The sequence below is a fragment of the Janthinobacterium sp. BJB426 genome, from assembly GCF_002735705.1.
In the GTDB taxonomy this organism is placed as follows: domain Bacteria; phylum Pseudomonadota; class Gammaproteobacteria; order Burkholderiales; family Burkholderiaceae_D; genus Janthinobacterium.
This window is the reverse complement of record NZ_PDZL01000019.1, coordinates 50,082-64,730: the sequence shown is the minus strand read 5'-3', so window position 1 is coordinate 64,730 and position 14,649 is coordinate 50,082. Positions and strand designations below refer to the sequence as shown.

General features: G+C 65.4%; 9 protein-coding genes. 7 read left to right on the top strand and 2 right to left on the bottom strand.

The annotated features are described in order from the left end of the window. Positions 1 to 240 precede the first annotated feature (240 nt). Positions 241 to 612 carry a YajD family HNH nuclease gene (locus CSQ93_RS23615; RefSeq protein WP_099380144.1) on the top strand — a complete coding sequence of 124 codons (372 nt, stop codon included), beginning with the start codon at positions 241 to 243 and terminating at the stop codon, positions 610 to 612. A 23-nt stretch (positions 613 to 635) separates the two neighbouring features. Beyond that, positions 636 to 1,307: a response regulator gene (locus CSQ93_RS23610; protein WP_099380143.1), complete on the top strand. Its 672-nt coding sequence runs from the start codon at positions 636 to 638 to the stop codon at positions 1,305 to 1,307. A 59-nt stretch (positions 1,308 to 1,366) separates the two neighbouring features. On the opposite strand, the gene CSQ93_RS23605 is transcribed toward CSQ93_RS23610, so the two are convergent. Further along, complete coding sequence (locus CSQ93_RS23605; protein WP_099380142.1) at positions 1,367 to 3,520, bottom strand: TonB-dependent receptor domain-containing protein; 2,154 nt, start codon at positions 3,518 to 3,520, stop codon at positions 1,367 to 1,369. Between the two features lie 170 nt (positions 3,521 to 3,690). On the opposite strand from CSQ93_RS23605, the gene CSQ93_RS23600 reads away from it, so the two are divergent. Then, the gene (locus CSQ93_RS23600) at positions 3,691 to 5,037 is read left to right on the top strand and encodes a sensor histidine kinase (RefSeq protein WP_233516321.1); all 1,347 of its coding nucleotides are present in this window, start codon (positions 3,691 to 3,693) and stop codon (positions 5,035 to 5,037) included. A gap of 27 nt (positions 5,038 to 5,064) precedes the next feature. Here CSQ93_RS23600 and CSQ93_RS23595 read toward each other — a convergent pair whose 3' ends face one another. Beyond that, positions 5,065 to 8,292, bottom strand: a complete 3,228-nt coding sequence (locus tag CSQ93_RS23595) for a di-heme oxidoredictase family protein (RefSeq protein ID WP_233516320.1) — start codon at positions 8,290 to 8,292, stop codon at positions 5,065 to 5,067. A 406-nt stretch (positions 8,293 to 8,698) separates the two neighbouring features. Here CSQ93_RS23595 and CSQ93_RS23590 point away from each other — a divergent pair, with 406 nt between their 5' ends. The 4 genes from CSQ93_RS23590 (at position 8,699) to CSQ93_RS23575 (ending at position 14,517) form a co-directional block, all read left to right on the top strand. Then, complete coding sequence (locus tag CSQ93_RS23590; protein WP_233516319.1) at positions 8,699 to 9,976, top strand: winged helix-turn-helix domain-containing protein; 1,278 nt, start codon at positions 8,699 to 8,701, stop codon at positions 9,974 to 9,976. After that, the gene (locus CSQ93_RS23585) at positions 9,973 to 10,965 is read left to right on the top strand and encodes a DUF2804 domain-containing protein (protein WP_099380139.1); all 993 of its coding nucleotides are present in this window, start codon (positions 9,973 to 9,975) and stop codon (positions 10,963 to 10,965) included. The genes CSQ93_RS23590 and CSQ93_RS23585 overlap by 4 nt, the downstream gene beginning before the upstream one ends. Before the next feature lie 101 nt (positions 10,966 to 11,066). Then, complete coding sequence (locus tag CSQ93_RS23580) at positions 11,067 to 13,733, top strand: bifunctional acetate--CoA ligase family protein/GNAT family N-acetyltransferase (RefSeq protein WP_199534488.1); 2,667 nt, start codon at positions 11,067 to 11,069, stop codon at positions 13,731 to 13,733. 115 nt (positions 13,734 to 13,848) lie between these two features. Then, positions 13,849 to 14,517: a hypothetical protein gene (locus CSQ93_RS23575; protein WP_158301339.1), complete on the top strand. Its 669-nt coding sequence runs from the start codon at positions 13,849 to 13,851 to the stop codon at positions 14,515 to 14,517. Positions 14,518 to 14,649 lie beyond the last annotated feature (132 nt).

Here is a 14,649-nt window from a genome sequence, read left to right as displayed (position 1 = left end):
GTGGCGCGCATGATAGCCGAAATCGGCTGCCTTGCGCATAAGCCCGTCGCCGCCACGCCCATCGTCTGTTCGCGGTCTGTCGCTGGGCTTATTCTGCGTTAAATCAAGTAATTGTGGTGCCGCGCACGCTAAAAAAAGCACGCCGGCGGCGACACGGGCTGGCGCCGTGGCAGAAAAAGTACAATTGCGCCCCCATCCTCATTAAAATGAGCACTTCTACCTCCCATATCGAAAGTTGTCATGCAGAGTAAAAAGCCCGACGCGGCAAGACTGGACAAGATCGTGGCCGAAGCACGCCGCGCGGCCGACCAGCGCGAGAGCGGCTACCGCGAGCGTTCGCTGAAGATGTACCCGTGGATCTGCGGCCGTTGCATGCGCGAATTTACGCGCGCCAACGTGCAGCAGCTGACCGTGCATCACCGCGACCACAACCACGACAACAATCCGCCCGATGGCAGCAACTGGGAACTGCTGTGCCTGTATTGCCACGACAATGAGCACTCGCGCTACCTGGAAGCGGACCGTGGCGCCGGCCTGCTGTCGGCCGAGGTGGCGCCCGCCACGCACAATCCGTTCGCCGCGCTGGCTGGCCTGATCAAGAAAAAGGACTGAGCGGTCCGTCCGCTTCTCACCCCATGCGCATCTTGCTGACCGAAGACGACCCGCAGCTGGGCCGCGCCACGCAGATCGGCCTGGAACAGGGCGGCTATGCCGTCGACTGGGTTACGAGCGCCGAACACGCGCACACGGCCGTGCGCCTGCACGACTATGGCTGCATTTTGCTCGACCTGGGCTTGCCGGGACAGGATGGCATGCAGGCGCTGGGCGTGCTGCGCGACAATGGCTACAGCGGCGCCGTGCTGGTTGTCACGGCGCGCGACCAGGTGGGCGAGCGCATCGCCGGGCTCGACGCGGGCGCCGACGACTTCATCGTGAAACCGTTCGACCTCGACGAACTGGCCGCGCGCATCCGCAGCGCCTGCCGCCGCGCCGCGGGCCGCCTGCGCGAAAACCTCGTGCACGGCGACCTGGTGCTCGATATTGCGGACCGGCAGGTGACGCAAAGGGGATTGCCCGTGCTGCTGACGGTGAAGGAATTTCGCATCCTGCAACTGCTGCTGGAACACGGCGACCGGGTGCTGAGCCGGGAACAGCTGGAGAAAAACCTGTACAGCTGGGGTGACGAAGTGGAAAGCAATGCCGTGCAAGTGCACATCCACCACCTGCGCAAGAAGCTGGGGCGGGACTTGATACGCACCGTGCACGCGATCGGTTATTGCATCGACAAGCCTAAAGTGGCTGGATAAAAAAACGGGCCGCCCTGAGGCAGCCCGTTCGATGTTAACGCTAATGATGCGTCATATCATCAGAAATCGACAGTCGCCGACAGCCACAGGCGGCGGCCGTCCAGGCTGTTGACATAGCGGTTGGCGTAGGTCAAGGTCGGCGCCGATGAACCACGGTATGGCTGGTAGTCGATGAAGTCCTTGTTGAGCAGGTTGTACACGGCCGCGTTCAGGGTGACGCGCTTGTTCAACTGGTAGCTGCTGCCCAGGTGCAGCATGGTGTAGCCCTTGTAGTCGCCCAGCGCGGCCTTGGCGGCGCGCGTGGAAGCCGAGGTGCCCGGATCGCGGAAGCGCTCGCTGCGGTACTCGGCGCGCAGCCAGCCGTTCCATTCGCGCGAAATATCCCAGCTCAGGCGCGCGTTGACGGCGTGCTTGGGCGTGTCGCTCAGCGGCTTGCCGGCGTTGCTGCCGCTCTTCTGTTCGCTTTCCGTGTACGTATAGTTGGCGCTGGCCGACAAGGTCTTGCCCAGTGGGAAGCGCGTGTTCAGCTCGACGCCGCGTGTGACGGCCTCATCCACGTTGACGGATTGGCCAAACGCATCGACGTTGGGCCAGTTGCCGAAGCTGACGCAGCCGGGACGGTTCGGCGAAGGGCGATAATCGCAATTGACGAGGCCGGTGCCCGTCGTGATCTTGTCCTTGAACTCATTGTTGAACAGGGAACCGCTGGCCGTCCAGCCGGCAAGGTTGTCGAAGTAGGCGCCGATTTCCGTGGTCGTGCTCGTTTCCGGCTTCAGGTTCGGGCTGCCGACGAGGGGAATCGTGCCCTGGCCGCCGAAACCGTTGATGCCTGGCGACAGTTGCTCCACGCGCGGCGTCTTGTAGCCCTTGCTGACGCCGCCCTTGACGGTCCAGCGTGGCGTCGCGTTCCATACGGCATAGGCGCGGGGGCTGGTCTGGCCGCCGAAGATGCTGTGATCGTCATAACGGGCGCCGAAGGTCAGGGCGACGTTCTCCAGCACCTGCCATTCGTCTTCCACGAACAGGGCTTTTTGCGTGAATTCGAATTTCTTCGGCGCCACGCCATCCGTCATTTCCGCTTTCCACCATTGCGCGCCGACGGTCGCCATGTGCTTACCTAATGGCATGACCAATTTGGTGTCGAACACCTGGCTTTCCACTTCCAGGGTGCGCGCACTGCCGGCCACGGCGCCCGGCGTGCCTGGCGGAATCGTGCGGCCCAGGGTTTCCGTCTTGTTCACCATGTAGCTGCTGTCCAGGGTGCCGAAGCCGAAGCGGCCCGTGTGCGACAGGGTCCACTGGTCGCGGTTGTATTTCTGCTCGGGACCGTAGCCGCCCTGCAAGCCCAGGGTGCCCAGCTGCTTCTTCGAATTGTCGTAGGTCTGGCGGCCTGCGTCCGCGTCGAGGATGACGGTGTGGTAGCGGTTTGGCGTGAAGGCCAGGCGCGCGCCAAAGTTTTCAATGTCTGCGCGCACGGGGTTGGCGCCCATGTTCGGCACATTTTCCCCACCGGCCGCGTCGTTGTAGCGGATGTTGGCCGCATCGCGGCGCTGCTTGCTGCCGCGCAGGGACAGGCCCAGCAGGTCGGTGGCGATGGGACCGCTCAGGTAGAAGCGGCCGTTTTTCACGTCGCCGAAATCGGATTCTTCCTGCACGGTGTAGTCAGCCGAGATAGAGCCCATCCACTGCTTGCCCACCTTGCGCGTGATGATGTTGATCACGCCGCCCATGGCGTCCGAGCCGTACAGGGTCGACATGGGGCCGCGGATGATTTCGATGCGCTCGATGGCGGCCAGCGGCGGCATGAAGCTCGTCTGCGTGCCGCCGAAGCCGTTCGGCGTGACATTGCCGGCCGCGTTCTGGCGGCGTCCGTCGATCAGCACCAGGGTGTAGTCGCTGGGCATGCCGCGGATGCTGATGTTCATGCCGCCCGTCTTGTCGCCCGCCGCACCCACGTCGATGCCTTCCACGCTTTCCAGTGCCTGCGTCAGGTTGCCGAAGCGCTCCTTCGACAGCTCCTGGCGCGTCAGTACCGTGATCGAGGCCGGCGCCTGCTTGATATCCTGCTCGAAACCGGAGGCGGACACCACCACTTCGGGCATGCTGGCCGGCGTGCCCGTCTGGGCGTGCGCTGGCAGGCAGGACAGGGCGGCCAAGGCCAGGGCCAGGGTGGTGGGACGCGGCAGGCGCGCGCGGCGGGTGCTGTTGGACATGCAAACTCCTGATGGTGGATGAGTTATTGGTTGATGTTGCTGGCGCAAGCTAATGGGAATCATTGACGCAATAAGAATCATTTACAATTGCGGCCATGGCTACCCAAAAAATATTTCGCTCCGGATCTTGCGCAGAAGTTCTTAAGAGATTCTTAACGGCTGGCGGCGGCGTGAAAACCTGGTCGCTGCGGCGCACCTTGCTGGCCGTGCTGCTGGGACTGACCCTGGCCCTGTGGGTGGGCAGCGCCGCCATCGTGTACGTGGAAGCGCGCCGTGAAAGCCAGGAATTGTTCGACCAGTCGCTGATCGAGACGGGCCATTTGCTGCTGTCGCTGGTGGAAAAGGATGCGCGCCAACACGGCTTGACGGGGCCCATCGACCTGCCGCTGCGCGGCCACCCGAATCCCCACCAGTATTTGCTGTTCAAGGTGCGCGACGCGCAGCAGCGCGTGCTGTACCGCAATGACGCGGCGACCGACATCGCCCTGTCGCGCAGCGCGCCGGACGGCCTGTCGTGGACCAGCATCGGCGGCCAGCGCTGGCGATTGTTTTCGCTGTGGGACCCGCAGCGTACCCTGCAACTGCTGGTGGCCGAGCCGACCAGCCACCGCGACGACATCAGCCGCGGCTTCTTTTACCGCATCGCGCTGTTCGGCCTGCTGCTGGTGGCGCTGGCCACCATCGCCATCTGGTGGAGCATCCACCGCGTGTTTCGCGTGCTGCAGGCGTCCGCCGGGGAAGTGTCGGCGCGCACGCCCGATGAACTGGCCGACGTCAGGCTGGCTGGCGCGCCCACCGAGCTGCATCCGCTGCTGCTGGAAATAAACCGCCTGTTCGGCAGGGTGCGGCAAAGCCGCGACAATGAGCAGCGCTTCACGGCCGATGCGGCGCACGAGCTGCGCACGCCGCTGGCCGCCATCAAGACCAATCTGCAAGTGCTGCAGCGGGCCCGCAGCGAGGCTGAACACGAGGAATTCATTGCCGCCCTGGGCGCCAGCGTGGAGCGCGCCACGCGCCTCGTCAACCAGTTGCTGGCGCTGGCGCAGCTCGATCCGCAATCGGGCGCGGCGGCGGACTTGTGCGCGGGGGACCTGGCCGACCTGCTGGCTGGGCAGGCTGCGCAGTGGCAGCAATCGAGCCGGCAGTATCAGCTGTCGCTGAGCGTGATCATGGCGCCGGCGCCGTGCGCGCTGCATGCGGACAGCCTGCAGATGCTGCTGCGTAACCTGGTCGACAATGCGCTGCGCTATACGCCGGCGCCAGGCTGTGTCGTGATCAGTTGCGGCGTGGAAGCGGGGCGCAGCTACCTGCGCGTGGCCGATTCCGGTCCGGGCATCGCCGAGGAACTGCACGCGCGCGCGTTCGAGCGTTTTGTGCGCCTGGGCGGCGGGCAGCTGCCTGGCAGCGGCCTGGGCCTGTCCATCGTGCGCCGCATCGCCGAGCGGCATGGCGCCGACATCATCCTCGGCGCCGGCGTGCAAAACCGGGGGCTGGCGGTGACGGTCATGTTTCCATGACAGCAGCACCAGCCGCCCTTCAAACGCTTATAGCGACTTCAGGAAAGCCAGCAGCGCATCGCGGTCCGTCTTCGACAGGTTCTCGAAACGCTGGCGCGCTTTAGTCCCTTCGCCGCCATGCCACAGGATCGCTTCCGTCAGGCTGCGCGCGCGGCCGTCGTGCAGGTAGCCAGCCTTGCCGCCATTGCCCATGACTTTTTCCGTGTAGCCGATACCCCACAGGGGCGCCGTGCGCCACATGCTGCCTTGCGCCTGGCCTTCCGTGAAGGTGTCGGCCAGTTCGGGGCCCATGTCGTGCAGCAGCAGGTCGGTGTAGGGACGGATGGTCTGGTTGCGTAACTCTGCAAACAGGTGGCCCGCGCCCGTCTTCATTTCCACCGTGTGGCAGGCAGCGCAGCGCATGCCCTGGAACAGCTTCGAGCCGGCGGCAACCTGCTGCGGGTCGACCTTGAGTTCCTCGATCGGTGCCACGCCTTTCGGGAAACCGCTGGCGATGCTGCGCTGCGCCGGCACGGCCACCAGGGCCAGGTATTGCGTGATCGACTGCAGGTCCGCTTCCGAGATGCCGGGCTGGGCGCCGCCCGCCGCGCAAGCCACCGGTCCGGCCATGCAGGCGCGGTTGCGGTAGACGGGAGAAGTGACGGCCATGTCCAGCAGCAGCGCGTCGGCGGCCTGGTGGCGCAAGGTGGCTTTCGATGCCTTCCAGCCGAAGCGGCCCAGGCGCACGGCGCCCGTCTCTGGTTCATACACATAGTTGGGCACGCCCTTGACGCCGTCGGCATCCGGCGTGCTGCGGGCGCGCGCCAGGATATCGGCTTCCGGCACGGCTTCCAGCAAGCCCGTGCCGATCATCGGCGGCGCCGCGCGCAGCGAGACCACTTGCGGCACGGGGCCTTCGAAGGCCAAGGTTGGTTTGCGCAGTTCGACCTGCGTGCCATCGGCCAGGGTCGTCTTGCGTACCGTAAAGCCGCCCACGCTGACGCTGTTGCCCCAGTTTTGCGGCACGCCGGACGGCGAGACGGCATTCATCTGGATCGCCGTGCCGTATTGCGGGTGCGGCACCTGCTGGCCCGCCGCATTGATGCTGGCGACGCGCACGGCCATCGTGTCGAGGCGCTGGTTCAGGGCCATCGGCGCGGGGCTGCGGCCATTGTTGACGTGGCAGGCGATGCACGCCGACTGCCCGTAGCGCTGTCCCTGCAGGCCGACGGCGGGCGCGTAGCGGTCGTTGCCGCCTTCGTTATGCTCGCCGGTGGCAAAGTTCGTGTGCACCAGGCGGCGGCCTTCGACGAAGCGCTGCATGTTCTGCATGCCGATATTGTTGTGCGGCTGCTGGAACATGAACAGGGCGTTGTCCGAGTAGTTATATGACACGGAACCGAGGCCGCCCGACAGCGTTTCTTCCGGCAGCGGCACGGAATTGAGGCGCGGCTGCACGCCATACCACGGCCGCAATCCTGCGCCCACCACATACGTCCATTCGTACGAGTAGTAGCGGATGCCGCCGTCGTCGCCTTTCGATGCCATCGAGGCGGCGGTGGAAAACATCGATGGCGACACTTCGATGATGTCGCCCGCCGTCAGCGCGCGCGCCTTGACGTCCGTGCCATTCGGCATGCCGCCCACATCGAGGCCGCCATGGCCCGGGTATTCCTTGATCAGCAGGGTGCAGGCGCCGTTGATGCCGTTGGCGTTCGTCAGGCGATCATTGGCCGGGTAGGCCATCGGCTTGCAGACGGGGACATTGCGGTCCACCAGTTCGCCGGGCGACATCCAGCCGTAGCCCGTTACGCCAGGGCGGTCGAAGCCGCGGAAGAAGGCCACGCCGCCGGAAAGGAAGTCGACGGTGGTGTACTGGTTGACGATCAAGGTGGGCTTGGTGACGCCGCGTACACGGCTGTTGTCGATGATTTCCACACCCCAGGTGCGGTTCTTGAAGTACTGCGGCACGAAAGTCAGGTAGTTGCCCGGCCCCTTGTCTTGCGGCAGGCCCGTGACGGGATCGACCGTTTCATTCGGGCCGTAGCCGATTTCATTCCATTCCTCGCCCCGTTCGCGGCCGTGGCGCGCCAGGCCGCGCGCGCCGAAGCGCGTCACCAGGGTGCCGTCGGCCAGGGTGAATTGCAGGCTTTCCAGCGGCTGGGCGGCGGCCGGCAGCGGTGTCCAGCCGGTGCCGTTGGCGGGGAATTTCAAGGCCGACGTCGCAGTCGACGGCAGGCTGTTGTCGCTGCCCGGCGTCTTGAAGCTTACTTCCAGCAGCGAGTAGCCATACTGCGTGGCGCGCGCCACGCCCTGCAGGCGGGTGTAGCGGGCGTTCACGCCCAGATTGAAGAATTCCTCGGTGCCGCCGTGGCCATTGCTCACGTAGCGGATTTGCGACCATTTCTGGCCGTCGTCTGACACCTGCAGCGCGTACTGCTTGCCGTATGCGTTTTCCCACAGCAGTTTCATGTAGCCGACGGGCGTCTTCGCGCCGAAGTCGAACTGGATCCAGGCGCCGTCCTCGAACTTGCTGGCCCAGCGCGTGCCCGTCTTGCCGTCGATCGCCATGGCGGCCGACATGCCGTTGTTTTCCACGGGCGAGGAAGTGGCGGCCACGGGGCGGATATCCACGCCGGGCTGGCCCGGATCGATGGTGACCGGAGGCGGTTCGGTGACGGGCGGCGTCACAGGCGGCAGGACGGGCGTACCCGAAAATGCCTGGATTTCAAAGATGGAGTAACCGTACTGGCCCGCGCGCTTGACGCCCTGCATGCGCAGGTAGCGGCCTTGCGCGTCGAACCCCGTGATGTCCTCGATGCCGCCCTTGCTGTCGCTGACGTTCTGGATGGTGCTCCAGTGCGTATTGTCATCCGATACCTGCAGCAGGTAGGCGCTGGCGTGCGCGTTTTCCCAAGCGATATGCACGCGGGTGATGCGCTGCGAAGTGCCGAAATCGAGGGTCAGATATTCGTTGTCGCTAAAGCCGCTGCCCCAGCGCGTGCTGTCGTTGCGGTCGATCGCGGCGCTGGCTGACAGATCGCCCCGTTCCGCCGAACTGGCCGTGGCGGCGACGGGCGTCAGCGTCGTTTCCGCCGACGTTTGCGCCAGCAGGCGCTGCGCCATGGCGGGCGTGGCCGGGTTGTCGCTGCCACCGCCGCCACCGCCACCGCCGCATGCGGCCAGCAGCAGGGCCAGGGCCAGCGGCAAGCGTCGCATGGAAAAGTGGATACAGCCGGCTTGGTGCCGCCGGGGCCGAAGCAGGGATGTGTGCATGCTATCTTCCTTGTTTTTATTGATTATGCAAGATTGGTCAGAGTGGCCGTCTCCGCATCCCCGTCAATGGTGTTGCGCATGCTGCAGCGTCACCGCAGCGCCTTGCGGCCAGGGGCGGCAAGGAGGGGCATGGCGGGCAAAGATGGGGGAGCAGTTTTAATTGCCGTATGGCAATAATTTTCTTAAGTTATAGAAGCGCATGAGGCATGTCAAGAGGTCTCGTGGACTTGTCGTCAACTGTTCATGTAGTCCGGGTTTTTTGCACTATGCTGGTGCGCAAGATGAATAAGAATGGGTGATAGCATGAATAAAATTCAGGAAGAAATGCGTGGCGCGCGACGGGAATGCGGTATCTTCCTGAAATGCCTGCCGACTGCGCGTCCCCTTTTTTGAGGAAGAACTGACCTTGCCGATTCCACCCGCCACACCGATACTCCCGCCGCTCTCGCTGCCCGCCGCGCGCGCCTTGCACCTGGCCGCGCAGGGCTTGCTGCAGGCGCGCCGCAAGAAGGCCGTCAAGGCTGACGTGCTGGCCGCCGTGCGGCAGATGGGCGTGCTGCAGATCGACACCATCCACGTGGTGGCGCGCAGCCCGTACCTGGTGCTGTGGAGCCGCCTGGGCGACTATCCGCAGCCGTGGCTGGAGCAGCTGCTGGCCGAGGGCGCGCTGTTCGAGTACTGGGCGCATGAAGCGTGCTTCGTGCCGATCGAAGACTATGGCTTGTACCGCCACCGCATGCTGGACCCGGCCGCCATGGGCTGGAAATACTCGGTCAAATGGATGGCCGAGCAGGGTGATGCCGTCGCGTCGGTGCTGGAACATATCCGCGTCAACGGCGCCGTGCGCTCGGCCGACTTCGAGCGCACGGATGGCCAGGCGGGCGGCTGGTGGAGCTGGAAGCCGGAAAAGCGCTCGCTCGAAGTGCTGTTTACCTCGGGCGTGCTGATGATCGCCAAGCGCCATCAGTTCCAGCGCTATTACGACTTGGCCGAAAGGGTGCTGCCAGGCTGGCACGACGGCTTGCTGCCGCCGGAAGAACAGGTGCGCCGGCGCCTGCTGCTGGCCAGCGTGAAGGCGCTGGGGCTGGCGCGGGCCAGCTGGATCAGCGACTACTTTCGCACGAAACAGTCGCGCGTCAGCCTGGCGCACGACTTGCAGGCGCTGGTGGACGAGGGCGCGCTGCTGCGCTGCACGGTCGATGGCTGGATTGACGCCGTGTACGTGCATGCGGACCATGCGCAATTGGCGCGCGACGCGGCCGCAGGCAAGCTGGCGCCCACCCTGACGACGATTTTGTCGCCGTTCGATCCCGTCGTGTGGGACCGGCGCCGCGCGCTGGAATTGTTCGGCTTTGACTACCGGCTCGAATGCTACACGCCCGCTGAAAAACGCCGGTATGGTTATTTCACCTTGCCGATCCTGCGGCGCGGCGCGCTCGTGGGGCGGCTGGACGCCAAGGCGCACCGCGCGCAGGGGCGTTTCGAGATCAAGTCGCTGGTGCTGGAAGTGGGTGTGCGCGTCAGTGCCCGCCTGGTGCAGGACGTGGCAGGCGCCGTGCAGCGGCTGGCGCTCTGGCATGTCTGTCCCGATATTGATATTGCGCAGGCGCAGCCGGCGCTATTTGGCCAGCAGCTGGCTGAGGCCCTGCACGACGGCGATGCTGCCGCAAGGCGGGCCGCATGATGCTGCCACCGGCTCCGCCCGCGCTGCTCGACGCCGACGGTCAGCCCCGTTTTGGCCGCTACACGGGGCAATTGAACGCCTTCGACTGGGCCGCGCTGGCGCCACCGCACGCGCGCGGCGCCTTCTGGCGGCTGTTTCACCATAAGCGCTGGCACTACGTGGCCCTGTCCACGCCCACCCTGTTTTGCGGCGTGGCCATCGTCGACCTGGGCTGGACCAGCACGGCGTTCGCGTATGCCTTCGACCGCCACAAGGGCAAGATCGTGGCCAGCTTTTCGCAGGATGGCGTGCCGGGCTTGAGCGCTACCGTGGCGCCGCATGCTGCTGGCTGCAGCCATTTCCGGTTTTTCTCGCAAAAAATCAGCATCGAAGCCCAGCCCCAGCAGCGCTACCGTTTGCTGCTCGATTGCGGCCATTTCGGTATCGATGCGGAATTCGGCCCGCCCGTGGCACCCACCTTGCTGGCCGTGGGGCCCGTGGGCGAGGGCGGCAGCGTGCATGCGACGCAAAAGTCGGGCGGCTTGCCCTTGTGGGGCACTGTGCGCTGCGGCGCCATGGGCTACAGCCTGGACGATGGCGTGGCCAGCTTCGATTATTCGAATGGCTTGCTGGCGCGCGAAACGGAATGGCGCTGGGCCTCGGCGCACAGCCTGGACCTGGGTTTCAACCTGCAGGCCGGCTATTTCGGCGCGCATGAAAACGCGCTGTGGCTCGATGGCCAGCTGTATCCGCTGGGCCGCGCGCATTTCGACTTCAATCCCGACAACCCGCTGGCGCCGTGGCATGTGTGGACGGACGACGATTTGCTGGACCTGCACTTCAAGCCGGAAGGCGCGCGCCGCGAGGATAAAAACCTGTGGATCGCCGCCAGCCGCTACATCCAGCCCATCGGCACTTTCAGCGGCTGGGTGCGCACCAGCGCGGAGTCGCCCAAGCGCATCGTGGCGCAGCTGGCCGGGGTGACGGAAAGCCACCGCTCGCGCTGGTAGGCGCATTGTTTTTTGCGAAACGCGTGACAAGGTCAAGTTTTTTTGGCAATGCATCCTTTACACTGGCGCGTAGCCGCTCCGGCAATCCATGAGGCCAGAACATGAGTATCCGTAATCTCGACAAGCTGTTCAAGCCGGCCTCGGTGGCCCTGATCGGCGCCACGGCGCGCGAACGCAAGCTGGGCGCCATCGCCCTGTACAACCTGCTGGGCGGCGGTTACCAGGGAGAGATTTGGCCCGTCAATCCCAAGTACGACGAGCTGATGGGCCTGAAATGCTACCGCAAGCTGGCGCACTTGCCGAAGGCGCCGGACCTGGCCATCATCTGCACGCCGCCGGCCACCATCGCGGCCATGATCCGCGAACTGGGCGCGCTGGGCACGCGCGCGGCCATCGTCATGACGTCGGGCCTCGACCCCGTGCGCGAGCAGTCGCTGCGCCTGGCCATGCTGAAGGCGGCAAAACCGCATTTGCTGCGCATCCTCGGCCCCAACAGCATGGGGTTGCTGGTGCCTAAACTGGGCTTGAACGCCAGCTTTGCCCATGTCGGCGCGACGAGCGGAAAGATCGCCTTCGTCTCGCAATCGGGGGCGCTGGTGTCGGGCGTGCTCGATTGGGCCAATGCGCATGGCGTGGGCTTTTCCAAGTTCATTTCGCTGGGTGCCAGCTACGATATCGATTTCGGCGACTTGCTCGATTACCTGGCCGGCGACATCGACACGGCCGCCATCCTGCTGTACATGGAGGACATCCAGGCGGCGCGCAAATTCATGTCGGCGGCGCGGGCGGCCGCGCGCAGCAAACCCGTCATCGTGTTGAAAGCGGGGCGCGAAGCGGAAGGCGCGGCCATGGCGGCCTGGCATACGGGCGCGCTGGCCGGTTCCGACGCCGTGTACGACGCGGCCATCCGCCGCGCCGGCATGCTGCGCGTGTATTCGGCCGAGGAGCTGTTCGATGCCGTGGAAACCCTCACGCATATCCGTTCGCAGCGCGGCGAGCGCCTGGCGATCCTGTGCAACGGCGGCGGCCTGGGCGTGATGGCCACCGATGCGCTGGTGAGCAGCGGCGGCAAACTGGCCGAACTCTCGCCCGATACCGTCATTGCGCTGGAAAAGGCGCTGCCACGGGGCTGGTCGCACGACAACCCCGTGGGCTTGCCCGGCGACGCGGCCGTGCAGCGCTATGCCGATGCCATCAAGCCGCTGCTCGACGAGCCGCAGGCGGACGCCTTGCTGCTGCTGCACGCGCCCACGGCCATGGTCTCGTCGATCGACATCGCCGAAGCCGTCACGCCGCTGATCAAGGCCACCTCGCGCACGGTGCTGTCGTGCCTCTTGGGCGGGACCACCGTGGCGCCCGCGCGCCAGGTCTTCAACCGGGCCGGGATTCCCACCTACGACACGCCGGAAAAGGCCGTGCATGGCTTCATGCAGATCGTGCAATACCGGCGCAACCAGGAAACCCTGATGCAGGTGCCGGCGCAGCTGCCCATGTCGGCCACGCCGCGCCGCGCCAGGGTGCGCGAAATCGTTGCCGCCGCGCTGGCCGCTGGCCAGACGGTGCTCGGCGAATGTCGCTCGAAAGAGATTTTGGCCGCCTACGGCATTCCCGTCGCCACCACGCGCATGGCGGCCGACGTGGAAGAGGCGCTGGCCGTGGCGGCGGACATCGGCTACCCGGTGGCGCTGAAAATCCATTCGCCCGACATCGCCCACAAATCCGACGTGGGCGGCGTGGCACTCGACCTCGATACGCCCGACATCCTGCGCACGGCCGCCGCCGCCATGCTCAAGCGCGTGCGCCGCATGCGTCCCGACGCGCTGATCGACGGTTTTACCGTGCAGCAGATGGCGCGCCGGCCGCAATCGCATGAATTGATCGTCGGCGTCACCACGGACGCCGCCTTCGGCCCCGTCATCCTGGTGGGGCAGGGCGGCATCGCCGTGGAAGTGACGGCCGATCACGCCATCGGCCTGCCGCCGCTGAACATGGTGCTGGCGCGCGACATGCTGGCGCGCACGCGCGTGTCGAAACTGCTGGCCGGCTACCGCAACCAGCCGCCGGCCGACATCGACGCCATCTGCTACACCCTGATCCAGGTGGCCGAACTGGTGGCCGACATCGGCGAGCTGGCCGAACTCGACATCAACCCGCTGGTGGCCGACGCAGACGGCGTGATCGCCCTCGACGCGCGCATCCGCCTGCAGCCGGGCCAGCAGCGCGACCGCCTGGCCATCCGCCCGTACCCGCAGGAGCTGGAAGAGCAGGTGACGTGGATGGACCAGTCGATCCTGCTGCGCCCCATCCGCCCCGAGGACGCGCCGCAGCACATGGACCTGTTCCACGCGCTGGACCCGGACGACGTGCGCCTGCGCTTCTTCACGTCCATGCGCGAGTTGCCCGTGTCGCAGCTGGCGCGCCTGACGCAGATCGATTACGACCGCGCCATGGCTTTCATCGCCACGCACACGGGGCCGGACGGCAAGCCGGAAACCCTGGGCGTGGTGCGCGCCGTGGCCGACCCGGACAATATCCACGCCGATTTCGCCATCGCCGTGCGCTCGGCCCTGAAGGGCAAGGGGCTGGGCCACATCCTGTTCGAGAAGCTGGTCGATTACTTCCGCAGCCGCGGCACGGAAGCGCTGGTGGGCGAGGCGATGGCGCGCAACAAGGGCATGCAGCGGCTGGTGAAAAGCTTTGGCGGCGAAGTCACGCCGTCGGAAGAGCCTGGCGTCGTCAACCTGCATATCGGCCTGCGCGAGTCCTGAAAAAAGCGCAGGGGTCCCGCCGCGGGTTTGTGCAGGATCAAACCGCCCCCTGTCGGTAGTCTTTACACTTTCACTTCCAGGATGACATATCCAGCGCGTTTTCGGGAGTGAGTGCATGCTTACGGCAACATATATATTGGTTTCCCTGTCGGTGGAACAGGCCAGCATTCGCATGAGCCTGCTGGCTTTTCAGAAGTACATGCATGTGCAGCTGCGCCACCAGAGCCAGCTCAGCCTGGCGCAACTGCAGTACGCGGGCGACTGGCTGAACCGGCTGTACCAGGGGGGCTACTGGCGCAAGCTGGAGATGTACCTGATTCCTGCCATCCGCCAGGCCGCGCCCGATGCCGATGGTCTGTTGAATGAAATCAATGGCTTGAACCATGCAGCACTGGAAAGCATCAATGTCGTGCAGCAGCGCGCCGGTGCCGCCATCGACCATTCCGAATTGCAGGCCGAACAGCTGTGCGCCGCCATCGACGCCTTTTGCGCGGTCTTGCTGCAGCGCCTGGAAAAAGAAGAGCGCGAGCTGTTCGCGCTGGCGCGCAAGGTCATCGTGGGCGAAGCGTGGTTTGCCATCGCCTACCAGTTCCTCGCCCACGATGCGCGCGCGCGGGAAGCGCGTCGTGGCAGGGCGCAAGTGTTACCCTTTTTTTTGCCAGCACCCTTGCCAGCGCCTTTGTCAACGCCCTTGCAGGCAGCCGGCGGCAGCGCTGAAACGGCAGCGGATGGCGCCGCGTCCGCGCCGCCCGTGCCGCGGCAGCCGCTGCGCGCGCAGGCTTGAACGGGTAGCGAGCGCACACCCCGCCAGGCAGTATCTGCCGGGGGTGTTTTTGTGATGCTGACTGGCGCGCCGTCATAGGGGGAAAATATAGGGAAAAGATTGGCTTTATTCATTTGATAACTTGTTCAGCCC